The following is a 26,836-nucleotide window of genomic DNA, read 5'->3' as shown; positions in this document are numbered from 1 at the left end:
CATGTTCGAGGCCGCGCGCTTTGGTGACGAAATATCGCATACCGGCGCCCTGGGGGGCTTCCTGATCGGGGCTGTGCTCGGTATTGCGCTCATTGCTACGGTAGCGATCGCAACCTTCACGTGCGGGTTCGGCGTGGCTCTTCTGGCAGGACTTGCAGCAGGCGTCGGAGGTAGCCTGCTCACCGCCGCAGGAGAGGCGATAGGGAGTATGTTTTCCTCCCCTTCCGGCACGATCATCACGGCCTCACCCAATGTGTACATCAACAACCGCAAGGCAGCGCATGTTGAAAAAAGCATTGGTGCCTGTGACAAGCATCCGGGGCCGGTCAAGATTGCCGAGGGTTCGACCAACGTCTTCATCAACAGTGTGGCGGCGGCGCGCAAAGGCGACAAGCTGACCTGTGGCGCGACCATCTCCGGCGGCTCCGACAACGTATTTATCGGCGGCGGCAGGTATCGCTATCTGCCAGTGGACGACGAAATTCCAGGCTGGCTGCGCACTACCGTCGATGTGCTGATGGCCGTGGCGGGTGCGGCAGGTGGTATCGCCCAGTTGATCAAGGCCGGAACGCAGGCAGGCATGAAAGCAGTGCTGCCCTGCGCCATGAAGTTCACCGCAGGTTTCGTCGCCGGCGAAGTGGGCAGTCGCTATGTGGTTGAGCCTGTGATGCGCAGTGCGATCGGCGGCCTGAGCGGCAACCCGGTCGATACCACGACTGGCCGCAAGCTGATCCCGGATGAGATCGACTTCAGCCTGCCGGGCCTGATGCCCATCGAATGGTCGCGTTTTTACGCCAGCAATCTGAATGTCGACAGCGTACTCGGCAAAGGCTGGGTGCTGCCGTGGGAGCAAAGCCTGCGCAAGCGCGGCAGCTTCCTCTACCTTACGGATAACCAGGGCCGCACCATTCCGTTCGTGGACATAGCGCCCGGCCAGCGTATCTACAACCCTCACGAACAGGTTTATCTGGTCTGCACGCAGGGTGGTCACTACCTGCTGCAGACGCTGGACAACATCTTCTTCTACTTCGGCGAAGTGCCTGACGACAACAAACCGGTTCCGTTGGATCGTATCGAAAACGCACTCGGTCACTTCCTGCATTTCACCCGCACCGAACAAGGCACGCTGACCGACATCAGCGCGACGGGCGGGATCCGCGTGCACCTGCATTACGACGAAGTGACGACACGCCTGACCTCGGTCAAGCGCATCGTCGACAACGAGGCTGTTGAAACCCTGGTTCAATACCACTACGACAGCAACGGTCAGCTCGCTGAGGTGTTCAACCGCAACGGTGATTCAGTGCGCCGTTTCAGTTACACCGATGGTGTCATGACCCGCCACAGCAACGCACTGGGCCTGACCTGTGAGTACCGCTGGGAAATCATCGACGGCCAGCCGCGTGTCGTCGAACACCAGACCAGCGATGGTGAGCATTTCCACTTCCGCTACGACCGTGAGGCCCGCACCACCTGGGTCACCGACGTACTGGGCCGCGAGCTGGAAATTCATTACAACAAGGACCATCGCGTCACCTCGAGCCGCGACTACAGTGGCGATCACTACGTCATCGAGATCGACGACACCGGCAACATGACCGGGCTGACCCTGCCCGATGGCAACCAGTTGGCGTTCGAGTACGACGAGTTCGCGCGGTTGCTCAAGGAGACCGATCCGCTGGGCCGCAGTATTCGCTACCAGTACCACCACCTGACGACGCTGATCACTCAGGTCGATTACCCTGATGGCAGTACCTGGAAGGCCAACTACGATGCCAAAGGCAACCTCGTTGCCGAGATCGGTGCGCTGGGCCACAAGACCGAGTACCTCAACGGTGAGGACGGCCTGCCACACACCATCGTCGACCCGACGCTCAAGTCCAAATACCTGTGGTGGAACAACCTGGCGCAAGTGCAGCGCTTTCAGGACTGTTCGGGCAAAAGCACTTATTACCGCTACGACGAGCGCCACCATCTGGTGGCCGTCACCGATGCCCTGAACAACACCACCACGCTGGAACGCAAGCCCGACGGCGAAGTGCTGCGCATCAACCACCCGGATGGCACCAGCGAGACCTTTACCTACAACGAACTGGGCCAGGTCCTGACCCACACCGATGGCAAAGGCCAGACCACCCAACTGCTGCGCAACGGCCGTGGCCTGCCTAAATGGCGACAGGATGCCAAAGGCCAGACCATCACCTACGAATACGACAAAGCCATTCGCCTCGTCGCCCTGACCAACGAAAACGATGCGACCTACCGCTTTGCCTACGACGATGCAGACCGTCTGATCGAAGAAAAACGCATCGACAACCTGACCCGCCGTTTCAGCTACAACCTCGGCGGACACCTGACACAGGTCGAGGAAATCGGCTACGGCGAGAAAGGCGAACAGCCACGGCGCAGCACCCATCTGGAGCGCGACCCAATTGGTCGCCTGCTGGCCAAGCTAAACGACGATGCGCGTCAGGACTATGCCTACGACGAAGGCGACCGACTGCTGTCAATCGAGCGCAAACCGACGGACACCGGCAGAAAACTGGGCGTCACCGCCGAGAAATTGGAATTTGCCTACGACCTGCTGGGGCGACTGACCACAGAGACCACGCCGCAAGGCGCGCTGGCCTACGACTACGATCCACTGAGCAACCTAACCACGCTGACCCTTCCTACCGGCCAGCACCTGAACCACCTGTACTACGGCAGCGGTCATCTGCATCAGCTCAACCTCGATGGCCAGTTGATCAGCGACATGGAACGCGACGACCTGCACCGCGAGGTCTACCGCACCCAGGGCAAACTCACCAGTTGCTTCGGCTACGACAGCATGGGCCGCAAAGCGTGGCAGTACGCAACCACCCTGCCTGCGGAAAAGCTGTCGCAGATTCAGAACCCGCTCATAAAACCAGAGCGCTACGTCGAACACGCCTACAACCCGATCCACCGCCGCTACGAATACGACCCGGCCGGTGAACTGAGCCGCACCCTCGACAAACTGCGCGGCGAAACCCAGTACGAGTACGAAGCCAACGGCCAGTTGCTGGCGCGCAATACAGGTCGCGTGGTCGACGGCGAAGAATTCCGCTACGACGCCGCGGCCAACCGCCTGAACTTCAACACCAGCCGCTTCGACCACGTCAAAGACAACCGCCTCAAACAGTGGGCGAACCACGAATACAAATACGACGCCTGGGGCAACCTGATCGAAAAAGTTGTCGGCATCGTGCGCTGGCAGACCTTCACCTACGACTGCGAAAACCGCCTGGTCAAAACCGAGACCATGGCCGACACGCAGGTGGAAAGTACCAGCAGTTACCAGTACGACAGCCTTGGCCGACGCGTCGCCAAACAGTCCGAGATCAAAGGCCATACCGACCACAAACGCTTCCTCTGGCAAGGCCTGCGCATGCTGCGAGAGGAAAGTCCGGGCCAGAGCAGCCTGTACCTTTACGAGCCCGGCAGCTATGCGCCTCTGGCCCGTGTGGACGAGAAAGAAGGCGAAGTCGAGAACAAGGTTTACTACTTCCACACCGACCAGATCGGTACGCCGCTGGAAATGACCGATGCCGAAGGGCAGATCGTCTGGCAGGCGAAGTACCGGGCATGGGGTGCGGTGGAGAAGCTGGTGGTGAACGAGGTTGAGCAGAATCTGCGGTTTCAGGGGCAGTATTTTGATGTCGAGACGGGGCTGCATTACAACACGTTTCGGTATTATGACCCGGAGATTGGGCGGTTTATAACGCAGGATCCGATTGGGTTGTTGGGTGGGTTTAATCTTTATCGGTATACGCCCAATCCTGTACGCTGGACAGATCCACTAGGGTTGGTTCACGAGCTAACTCCCGGTTACAATGTATATGGGCTGTTCCAAGAGGGCGCCGAAAAGCCATACTATGTTGGAATAACAGATGATTTGGCCCGTCGTAGAAACGAGCACATTGGTACTGAACGTTTAGGTCCTGGTACGGAAATGATGCCTCTCGATAAAAATGTTAATTATGGACAGGCCAGAGGTTATGAGCAAGCCTATATTGAGCATTACGAGACCAAGACAGGTGTAATTGGTAAAGATATATCGCCTACCAATAGGGGAAATAAGATCAACTCTTTTGATCATGAAAGTACATTACGCACCCCAAGTCGACAAGCAAACTTTGAGGGTAACTATCAAACTAAATCTGCTGCACTGAAAGGAGGTTGCGGGTGAGTGAATTAAAAATATTTAAATGGGAAGAAAACAAGCGTAAACAATTGCGCTATATTAAGCCCGGAGATATATTTTGTTTTGATCTGGGTCAGATAGGCTACGGCCTAGGTAGAGTCATGACTCGAAATAGCCTTGGCCATGTCGTAGAAATATTTAAAGAAGTATTAGACAAGCCTCAAATTACCTGTTCAAATTTCAGTAGAGTTGGCGATCCGGTCATCCTCGATTCGTATTCATTATTTGATCGGAAAACCGAGGGGGATTGGAGGATAATAGCGCACGACCCTAATTATACAGCACCCTTAGAAGAGCCTATTCGTTTCATCTATGGCGTCGCCAACAACCGTACAGAGGTAGATATTTTTGATAATGAATATCCATCGATAAGTTCACCAGAAGAGCTACCGCGCTACTCGCCAAAAGGGGATATGCAGATCAAGGAAATATTTATACCTATGCTTGCTAAATGTAGTGAATAGTTTTCACTGCTTAAGTCCTGACGCATTAATACGTTCACAGGTATGCTAGGCAGTAATGTGCCTTAGAAAGTTAGTTCAGTGGCGAAGTGATGGCCTTGGTGGTATGCTGCTATCAAGCCTCAAGCGCCTTAGTTAAATCATCACTGCTTTATATTATGCGCTCTTTAAAATCATATGCATTTAACGGCTGCCAACGCTGCGTCCTTCAATAAAAAGTCCCTTTAGATGTTCGTTGGTTGGATATAACCTTTAACAGTATGGTCCGAGTGCAATCGGCTGGATTGATCCGTAAGGTTTAGCTAAGGTTTAAGCTAGGTACTTATTCAACACTTAACGGCTCAACCCACATTAGGGAAGGTTTACAAACTCACGGACTGCGACGTAACGAATATCTCGTTCAGCAGAATTTTACGGAGAAGAGTACTAGATTTCTAGGAAATCCATCTATTGCGCTGGATCTAGATAATCACACTGGAGGCCCAATTAAAGATGCAAGACGTATTAGTGGCACTCATTGGCATGAGGCGCAAGTACGTGAGAATCAAGGTTTGGCCAGGAATGAATTTTCATCATCTGTAAAGCGTGAGCTAGAAATCATTTCAAGCGCTCGAAGGAAGAGTAGCGCTCCTAAATCTAGAGCAAAAGAGTTAATAAGAATAGCCAAGAATTTTTATGGCGGTCTGATTGATGCGGGTGATCAAATCATGGTTCTGGTTAATGAAATTATTTTATCCGATAACGCTGAGCGCTCTAGCGTTATCATAGGTGGCGGCTCAGTAAAATTAAATGCCTGGCCGACCAATCCCGACGGAGAACGTCTTGTATTAGTTGCCAGTATAGAGTGCGCCAACCTCAAAAAACCTTCTGACTTCAGCTCAATCCCCGAGAAAGGTGTACTGTATATCTTTTCAACTTACAGTCGCTCTGATTATTTTCTCGATAACGTTACATACGGTGGCGATACTTCTGAGCTAGAGCTGATACTGAGTGGGTACACCCTAGTAATTATGGGGAATTCTGATTCTGAAATAGTAAGTCCGAATGAATCAATTCCGAAAGTACATACGGAATTTAAAGAAAGAGAAGTATGGTATGATGAGTATCCAGTATTCTCAATGCTTACGAACACCCCACCTAATGGAGTATCTTTACCTCCAGATTTGCAGAAAGAGTATGAGTTTGTAATGCAGTTGTACTCCTCAGACTTCCCAGAGCCATTTAAAGATATATTTTATTTGGCCGATGCCGTTGGATGTCTTCTTTTGAAAAAAGATGGCTCAGGCAGTGGGCTGTTTTTTGTGCATACAGCATGATTAATTGTTAGGCAGTAGTGAGTGAGTACTATCCGGCTAGGCGAGTATGTCGGATTACTGCTTTTTAAAAACTTGGTGAGTTTACAGTTGAGCTCGATTGCCGCTTCTTAAAGAACGAGGCCAGAAGCTTTAAGAAGCGGTGTCTGAGCGAACCTGTGCTACATGGCTCTTGTTGTAGGCCAACTGATCTGCGACGTGGAACGCGACGACCTGCACCGCGAGGTCTACCGCACCCAGGGCAAACTCACCAGCTGCTTCGGCTACGACAGCATGGGTCGCAAGGCCTGGCAGTACGCGACCACCCTACCTGCGGAAAAGCTGTCGCAGATTCAGAACCCGCTCATAAAGCCAGAGCGCTACGTCGAACACGCTTACAACCCGATTCGCCGCCGCTACGAATACGATCCGGCTGGCGAGCTGAGCCGCACCCTCGACAAGCTGCGCGGCGAAACCCAGTATGAATACGAAGCCAACGGCCAATTGCTGGCGCGCAATACTGGCCGCTTTGACTAAGTCACACGTCAAATGCAACCATCTAAAATAGTGGGACGACTGGTCATACACTTAAATATTTGATGTATGATCTTTCAGACCAAGCCATTAAATCTTTATATTTTCGCTTTAAAAACTTGAGTTAACCACATGATCGAACCACAACCCAACGCAATAAAAAGGGACTTTACGGGTCTTTCTTCCTGATTGCCTTATTTGGCACAATGTCGACGTTTAAATCGGATTTTTTCTGGCTGGTATGCCTCGGTCTCTTTACCCTGCTCATGCGAACAATATATTTGATTTACCTGAGCGAAAGCTTCACTGCAATCGCAGTTCATTCTTTCACAGGCCTTTTCTCTTCATTTCTACTCATGATACAAGCGTTATTTATCTTATAGCAAAATCTGAATACGACGCGTCAACGACAGATGCTTTATCGTGGGCGATGATTCCGGCCTTACTGATGCTTGTTTCATTTTTATTTATTTACTTCACAAAATCGAGATCAGGTCAGCTGTCTTTTGAGACCAGAGATATCAAGGTCTATATGGTGCACGGTTATGTCAGCACGAGAAACGGAAACTTACTGAGCGGAGGCGTCATTGTGGCCGGAATCGCTGCAATGATCGTGTGGCCTATAGAACTGATCATTATGGTCAGTATCTGGATAGCACTGAGCAATCTTTACCTTCTTTACTGGAACAGGGACGCCATCCGAATACTGAAAAAAATCCTGGCGCTGGAAAAGAAGCACAATCGGTCTTACACGTTCGAGTACATCGAACAGCTTCGTGAAGCACGCAGTCGCTGGTGGCTGGGTAGGTTTTTGAAATGGGTAATATCATTCAGCAAATGAAGTCAGGTAGCAGACCATCAGCGAAGAAGACAACTAACCGCCACACCCAACCAGGGAAGAAAAATGGGTAAACAATCTCGCAGCAAGCGGGCCTCGCCGGAGCCTATGGTGATTTACCGCAGTCACGTTGCCGCTTTCCGCTCGCGTTATCTGCTGTCCTTTCTGACTCCGATCTTCATGGGCATATTTTCCCTCGCCATTACCGCAGGCACGGTGGTCGATGCGTACTTTCCAAATGAGCCGGAGAGAACTGGCCAGTCAATGATGCTCATGATGGGCGTATCACTGGTCTTGAGTTTCGGCGGCATCATGATGAGTCGCGGGCATGCGTGCGGAATGTGGATATTGGCGGCCATTCTGGTGAGCTGCTTTTTTGCCGTGTTGCCCACTGCCCCTGCGCACTGGCGGCGTTTCGAGTTGATGCTTTACGTGCTGGGGCTGCTTTTCCCGTTGCTGGGCCTTTTATCGCTCAACAGCGAGCGCGGCCGGGAGTTACGCATGCAATGGAGGATTATTCGATCCGAACGCAAGGAGATCCGTCAGGAGATGCGGCGGCGCAAGGATCTCGAGGTGCATCGTGAAAACCTGCGCAAGAGAAAGGCGCTACGCAAATAGCCGGGCTCAACGAGGACTTTATCGCGCCCAACAAAAAACCCGCCGAAGCGGGTTTTTCCAAGACCATCCCGACTCCCTGTCGGCTGCCTCCGAGGCGATGGTCGATCATCCTTGATCCTGGTGAACTCCTGTTCACCACTTGATGGATCCAATACTACGGAGGAAGGACCAGATCGGAAATGGCCAAATCCCTCCACCGCGTGTAAGCGTTTGGCTATACCTTGTCGAGGCGGCATGAAGGGCTCGGGGCGCAATTGCGTAGTACGCCACCTGGAAACTTCATACAATCGCTCGCTGATTACAAAAGCAGCAACATCAGAGACACAGGATTTCCCGGAAGAAAACGTCACCCCACGGAACACAAGGAGTAGCACCATGAGCACGACAGATCAGACCCAAAGCACTGGCCAGCACAGTGCCAAGTGGCAAGAGCGCTTCAATTTTTTCGAGACGTATGGTGCGCCGAACGATCCACGCTTCAAGCCGGCAGTGAACACGCTGCCTGACTTCAAGAAGAAGTTGCTTGTCTGCACCAACATCATCGCGTTTTTCTTCGGTCCGATTTACTTCTTCGTGCTGGGTCTGTGGAAGAAAAACCTGGCGCTGATCGGCGTCATTATCGCGGTCAACATCGTTATAGCTCTGCTTTTCGGGATCCTCGGAATGGAGGTTCCGGCAGCATTGGGCACCGGCTTGAACGTCGTGTTTTCCCTGATGTACGCCCTGACGGCCAACTATTCCTACTACCTCAAGGAAGTGAAAGGCGAGCAAGGCTGGAACCCGTTCAAAGGCATGCGTCTCTGACCTGCAGATGTAGCCAGCTGAGCACCCGCACCGCTCAATGAGCGTGCGGGTTGGCTGTGGATAACTCCCCTCGGGCTTTATGCCTGCCCTTCCACCAACCTCAACTCCCCATCCACATACAGCACTTCACGCCCCACCCACGCCAGATCAACCTGCGGCAGCACGGCCGAGGGTTTGCGCAGTTCACGCAGCAAGGTCGAGCCGTGCGAGAGACGTCCGCCCATGCGCGCAATCACCGCGCGGGCGTTCTGGTAGTGCGCGTGGCGTCCGGGGTCGAGGGTGTCTTCCAGCAGGATGTCCTCGCCCAGAATGCCTTGCACCTGGCCAGGATAGATCATGAAACCGGTGGCCTGCTCGGTGCCTTCGCGGCCGTCCTGCCAGAAGCTGCCGGCACGGCTGCGAATGTCTGGATGCGGCGCAAACCAGTGTTCCCGGTCGGCGCTGGGCATGGCGTGATGCAGGCGGAAGAACAGGCGCATCAGGTTGTCGCGATACCACTCGCGTACTTGCAGGTAGTAGCCGCGCATGCCCGGCAGGCCTGCGCGGTGGGCGATGCGAATGAAACCCGGCCAGGTCGGGAAGGCTTGTAAAGGCAGGTCAGTGGCTGCCGGGCGTGGGGTCGCGGGGTCGGTTTCCCAGGGCAGCCGGTGCGGGCAGTGCTCCAGGTCGTCGTAAGCGGTCGGTGGACGTCCCAGCAGGTCTCCGCCGCTGCTGGCCAGCGAGGTGGCGATGCACAGGTTGCCTTGCACGACGAATACGTAGAAACGGGTGAACCAGTCAGCCAATTGCTGACCGTCAGCACCTTGGGCCGTCAGGGCATGCAGCTCTCGGTCGAAACGGTGCAGTTGCTTTTCCAGGGTCAACAAGTGGCCACGCGCGACACGTTGCATCCGCAGAAACACCGGCAATGAGCGCAGCAGACGCAGTGGTCGCCACGGTAGATGCGGTGCTGCGCCGCCGACCTCATCGGCGTAGCTGCTGGAGGCGATGCCCCAGTCAGCCAAACGTGCGAGAAACAGGTCGTTGTTGATGTAGGAAGCTGCGCCAAACAGTGCGGTGAATGGCTCGTTGTCCTGCAACACGCGTGAATCCCAACGCGCCATGATCGCCGGGATGCTGCCTGCAGCACGCCGCTGTGCGTACTCGACCAGCCTGCTGGGCTGGGGCGGCAGGATCTCCGCAATATTGGCGGCGGTCAGGTGGCGGCGCCAGCCGTAGTCACTGATCGGGCGGTACTGCAGCAGCCACAGCTGGCGGCCATCCCAGGCCCACTCGACGTCGCCCGGCACGTAGTGGAATACGCGCAGAATGCCCTGCAGGAAGTCCCAGAGCGCCTCCTCAGTCAAACCGTGGGATGGCTTGAAGTCGCCGCTGCTCCAGGCAGCGCCGAGGCGGGAAATGATCGCTCGCTCCGGGCTTGCCTGACCGTCGGCCAGCGACTCCAGATGCCCTTCGACCCACTCCAGCTCGACCGACAGGTGACGCGCAAACGCGATGCCGGAAAGCACCGGCGTGATGAAGCGCTGCACCACGACTTCTTCGACGCCAGCGTTGTGCAGCTCTGCAACGCGCACGGGTACGTTGTGGCTGGGCTCGCGAAGAAAAGTGGTGCTCAGACCGGCATTGGCCGCATCGGCCTGATCCTCACCGAAGCTGGATGAGCGCACGGCCCAGATAGCGTCAGGCTGACGGGCCAGAAACGCGGGCAAGGCCGAGTCATCGCCCAGCACCAGAGACAGTGCATCGGGCACCGGTTGCCCGGCGATGGCTGCCAGACGCAGACGGCCGCCTTTGGTGTGCGCAACGAAGCCGCGCTCGCCCCACTCCAGCCACTGCGCAAACTCGGCCGGCGCGTCGATCCACGGGTAGTGACCCCAGCCCGGTTTCAGGCTGATGCTCAGGTCGGCACGCGCCAGAATGGCCGACCACGCTGCCGCCTGCTCGATACTCAGGACCTCGTCCTGATCGCCCCAGACCAGCTCTATCGGATCTTGCACCCACTCCAGCAGTGGCAGCGCGGTGTCGGCACGCAACAGATCCCAATACGGCACGAAAGCACGGCAGCGGGCGTAACCGGAGCCCATGCGCTGGTAGTGCTCGGCTGGCCAGGTCTGCCTGGAAAACTTGTGCGCAAACAGCGTGGGCTTGTTGGCCAGCAGCCAGTGAATGGTCTTGCGAATGGGCAGCGGCGACATCAGCGCAGGCAAGCGCCGCTGCCACAGAAAAGCTCCCACCGGGGCCAGCAGCACGCTTCTGCAGAAGTGTCCGGGCTGGCGCTGCAAGGCATTCATGACCAGCAAGGCATTGACACCCACAGCGACGATGGCGCTGCCCTTCACGGTCGCCGCCAACAGCGCATCGGCATAGGCGGCGAGGTCTTCGCAGGGTGGCTGAGGATTATTGCCGAAGCCTGGCAGTTCCAGCGGCACGGCTTGATGCCGCTGAAAATGCGGCAGCGCGTCGTCCCACCATTCGGCACTGCTGCCGTTGCCCGCCAGCAGATACAGCAGCGGCAAGTCAGACATGACGAGGGGCCTTCGACGCGTGAACAGCCGAAGTGCGGCGATCATGGCGATACAGCCAGATCAGCGGCGGCAACAAGGCCAGCAGCGCTGCCAGATCGAGCCACACATGAGACCAGACGCCCCCACGCACGGAAATCAGGATGTCCTGAGGCGCCCACAGCAGCAGGCCCGCAATCAGCCAGCCCCAGGGCATGGTGCTTTTCAGGCGGTTGCCCAGGTGCACCAGCGCCAGCATGTACAAGGAATACGTTTGCAAGGTTGCGCCAAACAGCGCCATCCACCAAACCTGTTGCGCGCGAGCAGCGGCGGGAACCGCATCGGTCCAGAAGGCCTGCTCAAGCGTAGTCAGGTAGCCGTCGAGCAAGCCGGAAAAGCCTGCCCAAGTGAACACCAGACTGCCCAGCACATGCGCGACTGCGACGGCATACAACCAGATCACCAACGTACGGCGCAGGGTGTCAGAAGGGAGCGGCATACCAGGTCCTTGAGTCGTCCTTGTGAGGTGACGAGTTTAGCGATTTATCGACGGGCTTAATACGAGCATGGCCAAACGGCTCAGATCTCCCACTGTTGAACAGCTGTTATTAATGTCAGTAGACAGCTTTTCTGTTGAGGCCTAATTTTAGGATTTCAGTAGTCAGTAAAAATCGCAAGCGAGGAGATGATGATCATGGAAGAGGTAATGACACGTGTAAAAGAATTGGTGGCCGAGCATTTGGAAGCAGCGGTAGTAGAGGTAAAACCGACATCTGACATAACCAAGGATTTCAAGGGTAGCAGTTTAGAACTTGTCGAACTCAGCATGGCTCTACAAGAAGAATTCAACATCGATATCCCGGATGAGGAAGTTGAAAAATTCAAAACGGTACAAAACATAGTTGACTACATCTCAAAAAACAAAAAATAGACACGAGTAGGCTAAAAGCCCACAACATCTGCTGAGCCCCCAACACCAGTTGCAGGCCCTTTGCCTCCAGTCAAAACTACCAGTAGCCACCGCCCTGCTTTGCCCTTCAATGTATGGCTCCGCTCCGTAGGCCATCTGCCGGGCGAGCCCTGCGGTCTGGAGTAGCGGTGATGGATGCGCTGAATGTCATCAATATCGGCACTGACGGAATCAACTCGTTGTTCAATGTCGTTCTGCAGTACGGAACGACTGTTGTTCTGAGGCTGGTGATAGCAGCCTTGTTGTGGATAGTGGGTCGCTGGCTGATCGGCGTGCTGGTCAGGATGGCACAGCGTTCACTGACGCGGCAGCGGTTTGATCCGACGGTCCTGCGCTATGTCGGCTCGTTCATCACGGTGACGCTGAATATCATTCTGGTGATCGCCATTCTGAGCTATTGCGGCATCGAGACCACCAGCTTTGCGGCGCTGCTGGCGGCCGTGGCGCTGGCGATCGGCATGGCCTGGTCGGGTTTGCTGGCCAATCTGGCCGCGGGTGGTTTCATCATCGTGCTGCGGCCCTTCAAGGTCGGCGATCTGATTTCGGCGGCGGGCGTGACCGGGACCGTGGTCGAAATCGGCTTGTTCGTCACGTCGATCAACACTCCGGAAAACGTGCTGAATCTGGTGGGCAACAACAAGATCTTCTCTGACACGATCGTCAATTTTTCCAGCAATGCTTTTCGCAGCGTCGAACTGACCGCGACATTGCCAGGCACCGCCGACGAGCAGAAGATCATCCCGCGCCTCAAGGATCAGATCGCCCGCCTGCCCAATGTACTGAGCAGCCCCGCTGTTGATGTGCACCTGTCCTCCACAACGGCCGACTCCATCACCCTGTCGGTACGGCCCTATTGCCACAATGATCATTATGATTCGGTGCATCGCCAGACGCTCGCCCTCATCAGAGCGTTGATGCTGCACCTGTCCTGAGCGGCACGCATAGGCAAAATTCATCGCCCTTCAAGCTCACCCGAACCTGTTGGCAGCCGATCAATAAGGATCGGTCCATATTCCGCGTGGCCTCTGCTTTTTATCTTTACGGGTTTAACCATGAGCCTTTTATCTCGTTTTCGGGCCGGCACATCGCGGACCGAAGGCGCCATCAGTGTCATTACGTCCGCCCGGGAATTGAACGCCAAGCTGTCTGCGCTGAGCTTCGATCCGGTCTATCTGACCGGTTTCGTTTCGCCGCACGTCGACTTCGATCAGGTGGCCAAGTCTGTCGCTACGCGCTTTCCCAACGCGAAGATCAGCCTGTGCACAACGTCAGGCGAACTGTGCTCGGGCAATGATTCGCTGTATTGCGCGGCGGATAACCAGTGGGACCGGATCGTCCTCGCGCTGTTTGACTCAAGCGTCATCAAGAGTGCGGAGGTGGTGCACATTCCGCTGCACAGCGAAGACATTCGCGGTGCGGGCAAGCGGCTGTCGATGCGTGAGCGCATTGCGCGCCTGACCGACTCGATCAAGCGCACGCAGATCAACACCCCCATCGACCACCGCGATACGCTGGCCTACGTCACGTTCGACGGGCTGTCGGCGTCGGAGTCGTTTTTCATGGAAGCGCTGTATGAGTCCGGGCGCTTTCCGTGCCTGTTCGTGGGCGGTTCTGCGGGGGGCAAAGGCGACTTCAAGAAGACCTTGATTCACGACGGCAAACGCAGCTACGAAAACCATGCTCAGGTGGTGTTTCTCAAGAGCGCGAAAAACGTGCGCTTCGGCGTCTTCAAGAGCCAGAACTTCGCGCCGACGCCACTGAGCCTGAGTGTGCTGACGGCCTCCCTGGAAGATCGTTACATCAGCCAAGTGGTCAACCCCAGAGGCGAGATCACTACGATGGTTGCGGCGCTGTGTGACGCGCTGAAGTGCGAGCGGCATGAGCTGGAAGGCAAGCTGGCGCAGTACTCGTTTGCCATCCGGGTAGGCGAAGAGCTGTTCGTGCGCTCGATTGCGCGCATCGATTATGAAAGCGAGCGGGTTCACCTGTTCTGCGACGTGGCACCCGGCGAAGAGCTGGTGATGGTCAAACGAACGTCCATGATCGACACCACGCGCAAGGACTTCGCGCGTTTTCTGCAGGGCAAGTCCGGAAAGCCGCTGCTCGGCCTGTTGAGCGACTGCATCCTGCGGCGCCTGAACAACGGCAGTGAACTGGGCCGGATGAACGATGTGTTCGGTGCGACGCCGGTGGTGGGCTTCTCGACCTTTGGCGAGATTCTCGGGTTGAACCTCAACCAGACGCTCACCGCCGTGTTCTTCTTCAAGGTGCCCGAAGGGCAGCCGTTCCGCGACGACTACATCGATAACTTCATCGCCTATTACGGCGAGTTCAAGGCGTTCTTTCTGCGTCGGCAGATCAAGAAGCTGGCCGGTCTGAGCCATGTGGTGGTCAAGCAGATCGATCAGTTCAAGCAGCGTAACTTCGTGCAAACCATTGACCCGAGCGGTCTGGACGAGCAGATCCGTCCGGTGTTCGGTGGCCTGAGCGACCTGGGCGATGTGCTGGTCAAGGCCCATCAGGATCAGGAAGAAATCGCCGCTCAATTGCGCCATTACTCTGGCGAGCTGCATGTTTCGATGGATGAGCTGTCGCAGACCATCACCCAGCAGGAAACGGTTATCGACAAAGCGGGCAACACCGTCAAAAGCCTGGTCAGTCAGGCTGACGAGGTGGTGCTCGGCTCGCGGGAGCTGGCCAAGTCCAGTCTGCGCATTCAGTCGGTGGTGCAGATGATCCAGCAGATCGCCGGGCAGACCAACCTGCTGGCGCTGAACGCTGCCATCGAGGCTGCGCGGGCGGGCGAAATGGGACGTGGCTTTGCAGTGGTGGCCGATGAGGTGCGCCAGCTTGCGCAGAAGACGTCGCAGAACGCCAACGACATCGGCACCGATATCGAGCGTCTGGCCGAGGAAATTCGCAAGGTGGCGCAGCACATCGAGGAGCAGTCCCTTGAGGTTGGAACGCTGACGGGGCTGCTGTCGGAACTGGAAGGCTCCAGCGATATGACGGCGGGCACCTCGCAGCGTACCCGGCAACTGGCGGATACCCTGCGCGGGCTGACTCAGTAGCGGCGCCTGGTGTCAGGACGGCAAATCGCCCGTCCTGACGGCAGACCGTGTCGCAGGCGGCTTACTGGTTACCCAGCACGCCGACCTTGCCCATGACGTTGCTCATGAACTGCTGCACGGTCATTTTCTGGCCATTGAAGTCGACCATCTGGTTGGCGTAATGCAGGTCGGAGACGATGTTGTCGCCGTCGACCTTGGCCAGTTGCATCATCTCGGCCATGGCGCTGGCCATGTCGCCAGCGGCCTTGGCCTGATCAGCGATGACCTTGAGGTCGGTCTGGCCTTCACGAATGGCTTGCTGGGTCGCGAGATCGCGAATCATCGGCTTGAACAGGACGACCCTGGCGTTGACTTCGCCCAGGCTCTTCATGAGCAGCGCATCGGAAGGCTGATCAAGCGGGCCTGGATCGGCCAGGTCCACGGCGATACGCATGTGGCTTTCACCGTTGCTGGTCTTGAGCGAGAGTTTTTCCAGCTCGATGTGCGGTTTGGCCGCCAGCAGCGTTTTCATCTGGGTGTTCATCAGTTCCTGATCAGCCGTGTTCAGCTCCAGGCGGAACGGACGCTTCTCCAGCGCGGCCTGTTGCTGTTGAGGCAGGATTTTATCCTGATACAACTGATACAGCGCCTGAGTCGCCAGCACATCGAAATTGGCGATCTTGAAGCCCATGTGCGCAGAACCGACGTCCTTGCCGGCGTAGGCAATCATGCCGGCATCGTAATTGATCTGCGCTGCAAGGTTACCGGCATCTTCCTGCGCCAGGTTGGTGTTGGTGAAATCCCGGATCTGCACCTGTGGTTTGCCCACCACCTGGAAACCCGCGTTCTGGATTTTCATGTTGGTATGGCCCAGATAGAAACCGGACTTGCCTTTGGTACCGCCCGTGTCGAAGGTCATGCCTTTGATCTCGATGCTGACCGGACCGTCAGGCGACGCGACATTGAGTTGCAGATTGTCCATGTTGCCCGCAAGGCTGAATTTTTCCGCGTCGGCCGACGACTCGGCGTTCAGGTCCAGACCTGAAAAACGGAACGTGCCGTCGACGTCGGTCATTTCCAGCGGGGCCATCTGCAGCGTGCCTTTGGTGGCGCGGTCATAGCCGATGCTGGCTTGGCCCGTGAGCGGTGGAACGTCCTTGCTCATGGCAAACCATTTTTCGGCGCTGGGGCTTTTTTCCATCTGGAAATTGCTCAGGGCCATGACCGGCAGCAGGTTCAGGGTCTTCAGATGCGACAGCGGAATGGGGCCGTGCTCAATATGGTCGACGAACAGAAACTGGCCGCCCTGGGTGCTATCGGACAGGTTCTGGATGTCGACGCGATAGTGCGCCGTGCTGCTGAAGAAGTGCTTGTCGAGCGAGAGCATTTCCAGTTTGACGCTGGTGTCCGTGCCTTTGAACGACTTCGCCAGCTCCTGATTGGCCTTGCTGATCGAGTCGTTCAGCGCGCCTTCCAGCTGATTGCCGGTGTACCAGGCACCGGCGGTAGCCAGTGCGCCCGCTACGACGATGACGCCAATCGCTATACCTGCTGATTTATTCATAGTGACGTGAAGATATCCGTTCTGATGATGGGAAAGTCGTACCGGGACCGGCAGCGCCGATTGAAAGCCGCGAGAGACTATCATCGGCAGATCCCGACAGCCCAGCCTTCATGGCCATTTCTGTGGGCGCGTAGCCGTTCTGTAAGCGCGTTGGACATGGCCTTGTGCCTTTTGTTGCGCACGCCAATCCCGCGGAAAGGTTTTGAAACAGACCCTAGCCACAGCCTTCCCGGAAACGTTAGGCTGAAACGAATTTGGGAACAGGACGTGATCACATGAGCGAGCAGCAAACACAACGAGGCCCGATCAAGGCCGTCATTTTCGACATGGATGGCCTGTTGCTGGACACCGAGGGGGTTTACACCGAAGTCACCCACTTGATTGCCAGTCGCCACGGGCGCACCTTCGACTGGTCCGTCAAGCAGCACACCATTGGCCGCGGTGCCCGGGACTTCTCGGACTACGTGATCAAGGCGCTGGAGCTGCCGATGTCGATCGACGAGTTTCTCGAAACCCGTGAACCTATGCTCGAAGAGCGTTTCCCCAAAGCGCCGGCAATGCCCGGAGCCGAGGCGCTGGTCCGGCATCTGGCAGCCCACAATATTCCCATCGCCGTGGGCACCAGCTCGTCTGTGCATTACTTCGAGGCCAAGACTACCCTGCACCGCGCATGGTTCGAGCTGTTCGACACCGTCGTCACCGCCGACGATCCGGAAGTAGGCGCCGCAAAGCCGGCCCCGGACATCTTTCTGGTCGCCGCCCGCCGTCTCGGCGTCTCGCCCGCCGATTGCCTGGTCTTCGAAGACTCGCCGTTCGGTGTGACCGCTGCCAAGGCTGCCGGGATGTACGCCGTGGCTGTGCCGGACTCGCACATGCCGGTCGAGCAATACGAGCATGCGGACCTGCTGCTGGGCTCGCTGGCCGACTTCCCGCTCAAGGCGTGGGGGTTACCTGAGCTCGCCTGAATGACATGGAGATGCTGAGCATGAATTATCGAACCCTTGGCCAGTCCGGCCTCAAGGTTTCCACACTGACACTCGGCTCGATGATGTTCGGTGAGCAGACCGGCGCCGAAGAGTCGCTGCGCATCATCGACAAGGCCAGGGATCAAGGCATCAATTTCATCGACACGGCGGATGTCTACAACGCCGGGCGTTCGGAGGAAATCGTCGGCCGGGCCATCGCAGCACAGCGCAGTGACTGGGTGCTGGCCACCAAGGTCGCCATCGGCCCGGCCGACGGCGTGCCCAACCGGGCCGGTCTGAACCGCAAGCATATTTTCAACGCCATCGAGAACAGCCTGCGGCGGCTCGATACCGACTATGTGGATATCTATTACCTGCACAAGGAAGATCACGACACGCCGCTGGAAGTGACGGTGTCGGCGATTGGCGATCTGATCCGGCAGGGCAAGATCCGTTACTGGGGCGTGTCGAACTTCCGCGGCTGGCGAATTGCCGAAATCGTCAACGTCGCGCAACGCCTGGGTGTGGACAGGCCGGTCATCAGCCAGCCGCTGTACAACATCGTCAATCGCCAGGCTGAGGTCGAGCAGATCACTGCGGCCGCGTACCACGGCTTGGGCGTCGTGCCCTACAGCCCGCTCGCACGCGGTGTGCTCAGCGGCAAATACGCTCCGGACATCGCCCCCGACAGCGAGAGCCGCGCCGGGCGCCAGGACAAGCGGCTGCTGGAAACCGAATGGCGCATGGAGTCGTTGCGTATCGCGCAGCGAGTTCAGGCGTATGTGCAGGACAAAGGGGTCGGCATTGTCGAGTTCGCCATTGCCTGGGTGCTCAACAACCAGGCCGTGACCTCAGCCATCGTCGGCCCAAGAACCGAGCAGCAGTGGGACGGTTATATCAAAGCACTCACGGTGGATATCACCGCTGAAGACGAAGCGTTCATCGATTCGCTGGTGACACCCGGCCATGCGTCGACGCCCGGTTTCAATGACGTTCAGCACTTCGTCTCCGGCCGCCTGACGCGCTGAGAGGATCACGCCTGCGGCCTTATGCCGCGAGCGAAGCCCTGATGCGCTCTGGAACGGTCGTTTCAGAGCGCACCGTCATAAAAACAACATGTGAAACTCCTGTTACCTGTGAACGCGCGCTCGGTACGCCGAGCCGATGAGCGCTAAGATAGGCGCGTACTTATCGAGTTCACCGGGCTGCAGCGCGATCCGGCGTTCGCCGTTAAACAGGATGATGTTTGTATTTTCGCGACGTACCGGCAAGTCTTGGCTAGTCTGTCGGCAACAAAGCGATTAATTGGACGTTGTCCAGCTCGGGTTGATGAAGAAGTAGGCCAATGCGCAAATCAGATAGAGAAGCCTTTCTGGGCTCCGTACTGGGCAATGAGCAGCCTCCGGCGCACCTTGCCAGAACCGTGATTGAAGAAAAGCTGCGAAACGCCATTATCGATGGCAGCTTGCCAAGTGGCACGGCATTGCGCCAACAGGAACTGGCGACGCTGTTTGGCGTCAGCCGCATGCCTGTACGCGAGGCACTGCGCCAGCTCGAGGCGCAGTCGCTGTTGCGTGTCGAAACGCACAAGGGTGCGGTGGTCGCACCGTTGATCACCGAAGACGCGGTGGATGCCTATGCCTTGCGCATCCTGCTGGAATCCGAAGCGTTGCGCCTGTCTATCCCATTGCTGGACGCCGATGATCTGGCGGCGGCGAAGGGCTATATCGAGCAGCTTGAAGTCGAGACGGATTTCGGCCAGATCGGCAGACTCAATCGCATGTTCCACCTGTCGCTGTATGCAAAGACCCACAATAAGCGTCTCATGCGTCTGGTTGAAGAAGGCCTGAACGAAGAGGAACGCTTCCTGCGTTTCAATCTTTCCGACATGGGCCTGGGCAAGCTTTCTCAGGATGACCATTGGCAGCTGTTGCGGCTTGCCGAGCAGAAAGCGATCGAACCCTGTGTCGAAGCGCTGCAGTATCACCTCAACCGAGGTGTTCAGGCCGTCACTCAATACCTGAACAGCAAAAAGGCCACCAAGGCCAAGTCGACCCGCGCAATAAAGAAAAACCCCGCCTGAATTATCAAGGCGGTCTATCCGGCAGGCGATGACACAACGTCTGCGGATTGGCCGCTTGTACCTCCCGCCCTCCTCTCCACATCTCGTCAGCGTATCGCCAGGCTCAACCCGGGCATGGCGTTTTTATCGCTATTTTCCTGATCTGCCAGATGGCCCAACGCCGGAATGAGGCAAACTCGGCCGAGGCGCTGAGGACACCAACCGGAGGGTGTTCCCTGGCTACGGCTGAACGGCTCGCGCAGGATCGGAGCGGTTCTCTGTTCATCTGAACTCAATGGATAAGGAGTTGTTGAACGGGGCAAACAGACATTGGAAGTCATTTCCAACTTCGCCCATTAAAAATCCAGAACCCTGATTATTCAGCATATCGGCAACGCTGGGCGAGGCATTCGCTCATTATTAATAATTCTGACGTTATCAGTCGGGAGGGTTGTCTGCGCGCCTGTAAAACGTATTCAGACCGTTTTATATGGCAACTTACATGCTAAAAAAACAGCCAGTTAAATATTATTAAAAAATGATTGCCCCCCCTGATAAATTTGTTTTAAGTTTTCTTCGCCGTCGGTGCTATTGATGGCTTACCGGGGTGCCCCCTCGCTGTACAAGGGCTAGCGCTCGAAACGTCGACACTGCATTGTGCCTGGATGTGAAATAACCGTTGCATGTTTGCGGCGAATGGGCCCTCACACTTAAGGCCTGCGCTTGCCTTGCTCCCACGTATTTCATTGTGTTCCACCGCTGTACAGCCGACACTTTTATATCGCAAATAACTGCATTGCTACTTACCGCCCTCTTTCAATAGGACCGTCATCATGCCTTGTGAAAAAACGCTGCTTGCACACAAGAAAGTTGAACTTGGCCGTCATCCAATCTTTGCAGAAATCACCACATTGGATGTACTCCGGCGCTTTATGGAGACCCACGTATTCGCTGTCTGGGATTTCATGTCGCTGACCAAGCGTCTGCAACAGGAGCTGACCTGCACCCAATTGCCGTGGCTGCCGCCGACAGATGCTTCCGCTGCCCGCCTGATCAACGAGATTGTCCTGGGTGAGGAATCCGATAACCGACTGGGCGCGGGTCACTACAGCCACTTCGAGCTCTATCTGGATGCGATGCGCGAGATCGGCGCAAGTACGGTGCAGATCGAGCGCTTCATCGAACTGCAGAGACAGGGCCTGCGTTACACAACCGCACTGCAGCAAGTCGACGCGGGGCAGGCAGCAACAGCATTCGTGACACACACGCTCGACATCGCCCTGCATGCGCCGGCACACAGCGTTGCGGCGGCCTTTCTGCATGGGCGCGAGAGTGTCATCCCGCAGATGTTCCAGACCATTCTCGATGACTGGGGCATCACCGCCGACCAGGCCCCTACCTTCCGCTACTACCTGGAACGCCACATCGAAGTGGACGCCGAGGACCACGGTCCGGCAGCAGAGCAGTTACTGGCTCGTCTGGTCGCTGGCGACGCGCAGCGCGAACGAGAGGTTTATCAGACCGCCATCGCCGCTGTGGAAAGCAGGATCCGGCTATGGGACACGCTGCGCCTGAGCATGCGAACGCCGCGGGTGCAGGCCAGCGCGTAAGTCCCGCTCGCAACACCCTGAAGCCTTTACAAGGAAGCCATCATGAAAGCAGAAGACTACATGTCGTTCATCGATGCGTGGGAAGGTCGCGCCACCATTCGTACTCGTCCACGCAGGATCGTCGAGAACGATGAAAAACTGATCTACCCCCTCAGCCGTCAGCCGCTGGTGCTCAGTGACACATTCATCCGCGAGTGCGCGCATTTGCGCGATTACGCCTTGGTACAGAGCCTCTACAAGTTCATCAACGATGTGGTGATCTTCGAGACCGAGATCGTCGACAGGACCGCACGCAGCATCGCCAAGGACCACTTTACGATTCGCTTCCCGTTTGCCTGTCGCTATGACGCGATGACGGTGGTGGTCGATGAGGACTATCACGCACTTGTCGCGATGGACTTCATGCAACAGACCATCGCCCTGACGGGCATAGCGCCTATCCCGTTGCCGGACGAGATTGAACTCAGCCGGGCCATTCCCGCCGCACTGGCTCTGGCCCCGGAGCACCTGCGCAGCGCAGTGGAGCTGATCTGTGTCGCCATCGCGGAGAACACCGTGACCAATGACGTGGCGGCGTTTGCCAAGGACGAATCGGTCAAGCAATCGGTCAAGGGCCTGATGGCCGACCACCTGCTGGACGAGGGGCGTCACTCGGGCTTCTGGGCGCGGCTGGTACGCATCTACTGGCACACCGCTCCCCAACAGGACCGGGAATCCATCGCCAGCATCATGCCGGTGTTCATCGCTCAATACCTGACCAACGATCTTCAGAATGGCTTCGACTTCACCCTGATCGACCACCTGCAGGTGCCGGACACCGTCAAGCAGGCGCTCAAGGACGAAACCAGGGCTGTGAGTTTCCCAGTCAATCGCCATCACCCACTGGTGGCCAACATCGTGCGTTTCTTCAAGAACAGCTCGATGCTGAACGATCCTTGTGTGCAGCGGGCGCTGGTGGACTATCTGCCGACTCGGGGGACACTGCAATGAAGCGCCTGGAGATTGTGCTCATGGGTCACAGCCTGACCCTGACTGAACTGAATACCGAGCTGCAGGACCACGGGCATGGCGTGCGGCATCTGTCCGATCAGCAGACGCTGGACGCGCTGACGATGCCTGATGGCTGCGTGCTGATCGAAGACGGCAGCCTGGGCCTGACAAAGGAACAACTGAGTGCGTTCGGCCACTTCACGCATCTGAGCCTGCGGTTCGGTATCAGCGGGGAACTGGAGTACGGGTTACCCCGGCTGGAGCTGCTGTGCTGGCATGGCGCTGCCGAAGCTCGACGCTTGATCGTTCATGAATGGCTGCCGGTCGAGGAATCAGGCAACGGGCGCGTACTGCGCGATGCGGCTGTCGCAGCCATGGTGGATCTGGCGGCGTTACAAATCAGCCGGCTATCCAGAGACGACGACTATTTCAACGGTCTGACAAGCGTCACACCCGCCCAGAGTGATCGACAGCATGGCTTGCAGGCGGTTGATCAATTGCTGTTCGAGCATCGTCTGAATCAGACAGATCAGCCGCACCTGCTGAAACGGGCCGAAACACCCATCACCGAGCGGCTGGAGCAGGCGCTGCTGGCGTTTGCCGAACGCCCGGCACTGTCCGTTCGCAACCAGACGCTCAGCTATCGGCAGCTGCGCGCGCACAGTCTCGCTATTCAGCGCTTGCTGCAGCCGTTGCTGGCGCACGCAAAAGCCGACGCACCTCCGGTGATTGGTATCTGCCTGAGCAAGTCAGCCGAGCTGTACGCGGGCATCCTCGCGATTCTGGGTTGCGGTGCGGTGTACCTGCCGCTTGATCCCGGCCAGCCTGTGCAGCGTCAGCAGTACATTCTGGAAAACTCGGGGGCGATGCTGTTGCTGCACGATGGCTCGCACCCACTGGCCGCTGCGGAGTTTCCGGCGCTGGATATCGCGGCGGTGCCTGTCGAGGACGTAGCTTCAGCGCATACAGGCGCCGCTGCCGATCAGGATGCGCCCTGCATGGCGCTGTACACGTCGGGTACCACCGGGCAGCCGAAAGGCGTATTGCTCAGCCAGCGCAATCTCAGCCACTTCACCGCCTGGTATGCCGAGCATGTGAGCCTGAACGAACATAGCCGGGTGCTGCAGTTTTCGACGCTGAGTTTCGACTCGTCGATCATCGACATTTTCCCCACCTGGCTCAGTGGCGCCGAACTGGTGGTCCCCGATGAGGATCAGCGGCGTGATCCGTTGCAGCTGGTCCGCGTGCTGCAACAAGGCATCACCCATGCATTCCTGCCGCCGGCGCTGTTGAGCATCCTGCCGCTGGATCAGCCGCTGGGGCTTGAACATGTCATGACCGGAGGCGACGTCTGCGAGCCGCATGTGATTGTGCAACTCACCGGGCAATGTCATTTCCACAACCTGTACGGCCCCACCGAAGCCACAGTGTTGGTCACCGCCGGCGAGTTCGGGCCGTCCAGCAGCAACCGCCATCTGGGCCGACCGATCGCCAACAGCCAGGCGTGGATTCTGGACGAGCAATTGCAGCCCGTGGTCGAGCAGACTCAGGGGGAGCTGTACATCGTCGGACCCGGTGTGTGCCTGGGCTATGTCAACAACCCAGAGCTTACCGACGAGCGTTATGTGTGGCTGACGAAACCGGATGGGCAGCTAATGCGCGCCTATCGCACCGGCGATATCGCCAAGTGGACGGCTGACGGCATCGTCCTCAGCGGACGTCGTGATAATCAGGTAAAGATTCGCGGCTTTCGGGTCGAGCCCGAGGAGATCGAGCATTGCCTGCGCGACAGCGGACTGTATCGACAGGTTGCCGTGGTGATCGACAACCAACGGCGAATTCTGGCGTTTCTCGCTCAACCGTATATTGAGCATGACGAACAGGCGCTAAAGGCCCATGTACAACGTCTGCTGCCTGATTACATGCACCCCGCCGTCTACACGATGTTGCCCGGCATGCCATTCGCCAGCAACGGCAAGGTAGATCGTAAAGCGCTTCTGGAAATACCGCTGAGCTTTACCGGGCAGCACACTCGCCGTCTGCCCGAGACTACGCAGGAGCAGACACTGCTCGAGCTATGGGGCGAGCTGCTGGAGCTGCCGCCAGACGACATCTCGACTGATGAAAGCTTTTTCAATCTCGGAGGCCACTCGATCCTCCTGTCGCGCCTGTTGCTGGGGGTTCGTGAACGCTTTGGGCGCAGCATTCCTATCAATCGTTTTATCGAAGCACCGACAGTACTGACGCTGGCCAGTCTGATCGACAGCGACGGCACTTCGGCGGGTGTCCTCAGTGCGCAGGCGCTGCGGGATGCCAACCCGGACTTTCAACTGGCTACATTGCCCGTCAGCAGGCTGGGTGATGTTCATAAGGTGATTGTCACGGGTGCCAATGGCTTTCTGGGTGTGCATATCGTCCAAGCGCTGCTCAATTGGGGAGCGACAGAGATCGCCTGCCTGGTGCGGGAGACTTCTGGACAAAGCGCACAGCAGCGTTTCGAACATGCCCTGCGGGAAAACCGTCTGGATCACCTGGACCTGAGCCGCGTAAAGGTCTACCCCGCGGACCTGACGAAGCCAAGGCTGGGGCTCAGTGAAGCGGTGTATGAACGACTGGATCTCGAGTTTGGTGCGTTGGTGCACAACGCTGCCAATGTGAACCATGTCCAGGATTACGAAACCCTGGTCAAAGACAATGTGGCCCCGGTCTTTGAATGCCTGAAGCTGTGCGAGGGGCGCAGTAAAAAGATCTTCAATTTCGTTTCGACGCTGTCTGCCTGCAGTGCCATCGATGCCGCTGGCAATGTGCTTGAACGACCCGCTGCCGAGACCCCGCCGATCTACATCAAGAACGGCTACAACCTCTCCAAGTGGGTGGCTGAGCGCATCCTGCAATGTGCCCGGGACCAAGGTGCCTGTGTGAACATCTATCGCCCCGGCAACATCGCCTTCAACAGCGTGACCGGCGTGTGTCAGCCACAGAAAAACCGCCTGATGCTGATGCTCAAGGGTTCACTGCAATTGGGTCAGGTTCCGGCGTTCGCCATCAACTTCGACCTGATGCCGGTGGACTTTCTGGCGCGCTTCATCGGCTTCCATGCCAGCCGTTATCAGCCAGAACATGCGGTATTCAATCTACATAACCCCGAGCCCTTGAGCTGGAGCGACTACGTGCACGCCTTTCGCGATGCCGGGCGTCAGTTCGAGCTGGTCAGCGTCGAGCAATGGCAGGCGCAACTCCGGCGCGTCGACAGCCAGAACGCGCTGTTTGGCGTGCTGGGGTTTTACCTCGACGGGTTTGAAGAAGACATCGGCGATATCTCGATGATCGAGCACCGCAACACCCTGAACGGCATTCGTCGCATGGGCGAGCAATATCCGCAAAAGACTCCGGCGTTGCTGCGCAGGGGCTGCGATTACCTGAAAGAAATCGACTTCATCTGAGCCACTACCCACTGAGATAAATGGAGAACGACATGAACACACTTCACAGCAATCTGAAACCCGACACACTCATCAAGAACCCGGTGACGTGCCGAGTGGTGTCCGCCGTGGAAGTCCCAGGTGATGCGGCCAGCGTATGGGCTGTTGTCGGCAATTTCGCTGGCTTCCAGGCATTCATACCGGCACTGGAGAGCATTGAGGTCACCGGTGAAGGTCCGGGCTCGGTTCGCAGCAAGCTGTTCAAGGATGGCAACGTGGCTATCGAACAACTGAACTCCAGGGACGATCAAGCGCTTTATATGACCTGGTCACTGATCCACACCAGCTTGCCAGTCAGCAATCTGTGGGCAGCAATGACTGTTGACGCTACTGGCGACGGCGATACCTGCCTCGCCAGTTGGACGATTGTTGCCGACCCTGTTGAGGGGGGGCCTGAGGGGGATGCATTTGAGGCGTTTCTTCAGGGGTTTGCAGATGGCGCAATGAGTAACGTGCGCAGCCTGTTTGGCTGACTGATGCTGCACCACAACAGCCCGCTCGGAGCGAATGCCTGAGCGGGCTTTTTATTTGATGACCCATAACGACAAAACCCCTCATCGCGTAAGCGATGAGGGGTTTCGGAATTCAATCTTGACGATGACCTACTCTCACATGGGGAAACCCCACACTACCATCGGCGATACATCGTTTCACTGCTGAGTTCGGGATGGGATCAGGTGGTTCCAATGCTCTATGGTCGTCAAGAAATTCTGTTGCCGATCCGTTAGCAGGTAACGTTCCAGCGAATTTTGGTGACTTCTACTTAAACAAAAACCCTCAACGCGTAAGCGATGAGGGTTTCTGGAATTCAATCTTGACGATGACCTACTCTCACATGGGGAAACCCCACACTACCATCGGCGATACATC

At 57.0% G+C, this 26,836-nt stretch carries 20 protein-coding genes and 1 rRNA gene; 17 read left to right on the top strand and 4 right to left on the bottom strand.

Annotated features, from left to right (window positions below):
* Nucleotide 1: 1 nt before the first annotated feature.
* The 7 genes from ACW55A_RS14625 to ACW55A_RS14595 all read left to right on the top strand — a co-directional run bounded on the left by ACW55A_RS14625 (nucleotide 2) and on the right by ACW55A_RS14595 (nucleotide 8,772).
* Nucleotides 2-4,210, top strand: coding sequence for an RHS repeat-associated core domain-containing protein (locus tag ACW55A_RS14625; protein ID WP_498811382.1), 4,209 nt, complete (start codon nucleotides 2-4; stop codon nucleotides 4,208-4,210).
* Entirely contained in the window at nucleotides 4,207-4,689 is a 483-nt protein-coding gene (locus tag ACW55A_RS14620) for an Imm26 family immunity protein (protein ID WP_248672684.1), read from the top strand. The genes ACW55A_RS14625 and ACW55A_RS14620 overlap by 4 nt, the downstream gene beginning before the upstream one ends.
* Nucleotides 4,690-5,237: 548 nt before the next feature.
* Complete coding sequence (locus tag ACW55A_RS14615; protein WP_498811381.1) at nucleotides 5,238-6,002, top strand: DUF1963 domain-containing protein; 765 nt, start codon at nucleotides 5,238-5,240, stop codon at nucleotides 6,000-6,002.
* 162 nt (nucleotides 6,003-6,164) lie between these two features.
* Entirely contained in the window at nucleotides 6,165-6,515 is a 351-nt protein-coding gene (locus tag ACW55A_RS14610) for a hypothetical protein (RefSeq protein WP_498811380.1), read from the top strand.
* Between the two features lie 238 nt (nucleotides 6,516-6,753).
* A complete protein-coding gene (locus ACW55A_RS14605) occupies nucleotides 6,754-7,353 on the top strand; it encodes a hypothetical protein (RefSeq protein WP_498811379.1) in 600 nt (199 codons plus the stop codon).
* Between the two features lie 105 nt (nucleotides 7,354-7,458).
* Nucleotides 7,459-7,968 (top strand): hypothetical protein, encoded by a 510-nt coding sequence (locus tag ACW55A_RS14600; RefSeq protein ID WP_003434920.1) that lies wholly within the window; start codon nucleotides 7,459-7,461, stop codon nucleotides 7,966-7,968.
* Nucleotides 7,969-8,343: 375 nt separating this feature from the next.
* Entirely contained in the window at nucleotides 8,344-8,772 is a 429-nt protein-coding gene (locus tag ACW55A_RS14595) for a DUF2628 domain-containing protein (protein WP_054081390.1), read from the top strand.
* 77 nt (nucleotides 8,773-8,849) lie between these two features.
* Here the strand turns inward: ACW55A_RS14595 and ACW55A_RS14590 are convergent, their stop codons facing one another.
* Entirely contained in the window at nucleotides 8,850-11,297 is a 2,448-nt protein-coding gene (locus ACW55A_RS14590; RefSeq protein ID WP_498811378.1) for a PEP-utilizing enzyme, read from the bottom strand.
* Complete coding sequence (locus ACW55A_RS14585) at nucleotides 11,290-11,772, bottom strand: cell division protein (RefSeq protein ID WP_129484575.1); 483 nt, start codon at nucleotides 11,770-11,772, stop codon at nucleotides 11,290-11,292. The genes ACW55A_RS14590 and ACW55A_RS14585 overlap by 8 nt, the downstream gene beginning before the upstream one ends.
* 195 nt (nucleotides 11,773-11,967) lie before the next feature.
* Between ACW55A_RS14585 and acpP the strand changes: the two genes are divergently transcribed.
* The 3 genes from acpP to ACW55A_RS14570 all read left to right on the top strand — a co-directional run bounded on the left by acpP (nucleotide 11,968) and on the right by ACW55A_RS14570 (nucleotide 15,314).
* Complete coding sequence (gene acpP, locus ACW55A_RS14580) at nucleotides 11,968-12,204, top strand: acyl carrier protein (protein ID WP_024661960.1); 237 nt, start codon at nucleotides 11,968-11,970, stop codon at nucleotides 12,202-12,204.
* Between the two features lie 170 nt (nucleotides 12,205-12,374).
* Complete coding sequence (locus tag ACW55A_RS14575; protein WP_003434930.1) at nucleotides 12,375-13,175, top strand: mechanosensitive ion channel family protein; 801 nt, start codon at nucleotides 12,375-12,377, stop codon at nucleotides 13,173-13,175.
* Between the two features lie 120 nt (nucleotides 13,176-13,295).
* Nucleotides 13,296-15,314 carry a methyl-accepting chemotaxis protein gene (locus ACW55A_RS14570; RefSeq protein ID WP_003434934.1) on the top strand — a complete coding sequence of 673 codons (2,019 nt, stop codon included), beginning with the start codon at nucleotides 13,296-13,298 and terminating at the stop codon, nucleotides 15,312-15,314.
* A gap of 61 nt (nucleotides 15,315-15,375) precedes the next feature.
* On the opposite strand, the gene ACW55A_RS14565 is transcribed toward ACW55A_RS14570, so the two are convergent.
* On the bottom strand, nucleotides 15,376-16,857 hold the full coding sequence (locus tag ACW55A_RS14565; protein ID WP_455809664.1) for a YdgA family protein: 1,482 nt from the start codon (nucleotides 16,855-16,857) through the stop codon (nucleotides 15,376-15,378).
* Between the two features lie 275 nt (nucleotides 16,858-17,132).
* Here ACW55A_RS14565 and ACW55A_RS14560 point away from each other — a divergent pair, with 275 nt between their 5' ends.
* The 7 genes from ACW55A_RS14560 to ACW55A_RS14530 all read left to right on the top strand — a co-directional run bounded on the left by ACW55A_RS14560 (nucleotide 17,133) and on the right by ACW55A_RS14530 (nucleotide 26,439).
* Nucleotides 17,133-17,822, top strand: a complete 690-nt coding sequence (locus ACW55A_RS14560; protein WP_003372998.1) for an HAD-IA family hydrolase — start codon at nucleotides 17,133-17,135, stop codon at nucleotides 17,820-17,822.
* Between the two features lie 20 nt (nucleotides 17,823-17,842).
* Nucleotides 17,843-18,850: an aldo/keto reductase gene (locus ACW55A_RS14555; protein ID WP_498811377.1), complete on the top strand. Its 1,008-nt coding sequence runs from the start codon at nucleotides 17,843-17,845 to the stop codon at nucleotides 18,848-18,850.
* A 317-nt stretch (nucleotides 18,851-19,167) separates the two neighbouring features.
* On the top strand, nucleotides 19,168-19,905 hold the full coding sequence (locus ACW55A_RS14550) for a GntR family transcriptional regulator (RefSeq protein WP_044310692.1): 738 nt from the start codon (nucleotides 19,168-19,170) through the stop codon (nucleotides 19,903-19,905).
* Between the two features lie 812 nt (nucleotides 19,906-20,717).
* On the top strand, nucleotides 20,718-21,494 hold the full coding sequence (locus ACW55A_RS14545; protein WP_248672676.1) for a DUF3050 domain-containing protein: 777 nt from the start codon (nucleotides 20,718-20,720) through the stop codon (nucleotides 21,492-21,494).
* A gap of 42 nt (nucleotides 21,495-21,536) precedes the next feature.
* Entirely contained in the window at nucleotides 21,537-22,484 is a 948-nt protein-coding gene (locus tag ACW55A_RS14540) for a diiron oxygenase (RefSeq protein WP_455809665.1), read from the top strand.
* The gene (locus ACW55A_RS14535) at nucleotides 22,481-25,927 is read left to right on the top strand and encodes a non-ribosomal peptide synthetase (RefSeq protein WP_455809666.1); all 3,447 of its coding nucleotides are present in this window, start codon (nucleotides 22,481-22,483) and stop codon (nucleotides 25,925-25,927) included. The genes ACW55A_RS14540 and ACW55A_RS14535 overlap by 4 nt, the downstream gene beginning before the upstream one ends.
* A gap of 32 nt (nucleotides 25,928-25,959) precedes the next feature.
* Complete coding sequence (locus ACW55A_RS14530) at nucleotides 25,960-26,439, top strand: SRPBCC family protein (RefSeq protein WP_455809667.1); 480 nt, start codon at nucleotides 25,960-25,962, stop codon at nucleotides 26,437-26,439.
* Between the two features lie 116 nt (nucleotides 26,440-26,555).
* On the opposite strand, the gene rrf is transcribed toward ACW55A_RS14530, so the two are convergent.
* Nucleotides 26,556-26,671, bottom strand: a 5S ribosomal RNA gene (gene rrf, locus ACW55A_RS14525).
* Between the last annotated feature and the right edge of the window lie 165 nt (nucleotides 26,672-26,836).

Source organism: Plantibacter cousiniae (nom. nud.) (assembly GCF_977070315.1).
This window is presented reverse-complemented; position numbering and strand designations above follow the sequence as displayed.

Bases quoted from the DNA above. Each gene is read 5' to 3' on its own strand.
- ACW55A_RS14625 (WP_498811382.1), top strand. From the start codon at position 2: ATGTTCGAGGCCGCGCGCTTTGGTGACGAAATATCGCATACCGGCGCC.
- ACW55A_RS14610 (WP_498811380.1), top strand. From the start codon at position 6,165: ATGGCTCTTGTTGTAGGCCAACTGATCTGCGACGTGGAACGCGACGAC.
- ACW55A_RS14605 (WP_498811379.1), top strand. From the start codon at position 6,754: ATGCCTCGGTCTCTTTACCCTGCTCATGCGAACAATATATTTGATTTA.
- ACW55A_RS14600 (WP_003434920.1), top strand. From the start codon at position 7,459: ATGGTGATTTACCGCAGTCACGTTGCCGCTTTCCGCTCGCGTTATCTG.
- ACW55A_RS14595 (WP_054081390.1), top strand. From the start codon at position 8,344: ATGAGCACGACAGATCAGACCCAAAGCACTGGCCAGCACAGTGCCAAG.
- ACW55A_RS14590 (WP_498811378.1), bottom strand. From the start codon at position 11,297: ATGTCTGACTTGCCGCTGCTGTATCTGCTGGCGGGCAACGGCAGCAGT.
- ACW55A_RS14585 (WP_129484575.1), bottom strand. From the start codon at position 11,772: ATGCCGCTCCCTTCTGACACCCTGCGCCGTACGTTGGTGATCTGGTTG.
- acpP (WP_024661960.1), top strand. From the start codon at position 11,968: ATGGAAGAGGTAATGACACGTGTAAAAGAATTGGTGGCCGAGCATTTG.
- ACW55A_RS14575 (WP_003434930.1), top strand. From the start codon at position 12,375: ATGGATGCGCTGAATGTCATCAATATCGGCACTGACGGAATCAACTCG.
- ACW55A_RS14570 (WP_003434934.1), top strand. From the start codon at position 13,296: ATGAGCCTTTTATCTCGTTTTCGGGCCGGCACATCGCGGACCGAAGGC.
- ACW55A_RS14565 (WP_455809664.1), bottom strand. From the start codon at position 16,857: ATGAATAAATCAGCAGGTATAGCGATTGGCGTCATCGTCGTAGCGGGC.
- ACW55A_RS14560 (WP_003372998.1), top strand. From the start codon at position 17,133: ATGAGCGAGCAGCAAACACAACGAGGCCCGATCAAGGCCGTCATTTTC.
- ACW55A_RS14555 (WP_498811377.1), top strand. From the start codon at position 17,843: ATGAATTATCGAACCCTTGGCCAGTCCGGCCTCAAGGTTTCCACACTG.
- ACW55A_RS14550 (WP_044310692.1), top strand. From the start codon at position 19,168: ATGCGCAAATCAGATAGAGAAGCCTTTCTGGGCTCCGTACTGGGCAAT.
- ACW55A_RS14545 (WP_248672676.1), top strand. From the start codon at position 20,718: ATGCCTTGTGAAAAAACGCTGCTTGCACACAAGAAAGTTGAACTTGGC.
- ACW55A_RS14540 (WP_455809665.1), top strand. From the start codon at position 21,537: ATGAAAGCAGAAGACTACATGTCGTTCATCGATGCGTGGGAAGGTCGC.
- ACW55A_RS14535 (WP_455809666.1), top strand. From the start codon at position 22,481: ATGAAGCGCCTGGAGATTGTGCTCATGGGTCACAGCCTGACCCTGACT.
- ACW55A_RS14530 (WP_455809667.1), top strand. From the start codon at position 25,960: ATGAACACACTTCACAGCAATCTGAAACCCGACACACTCATCAAGAAC.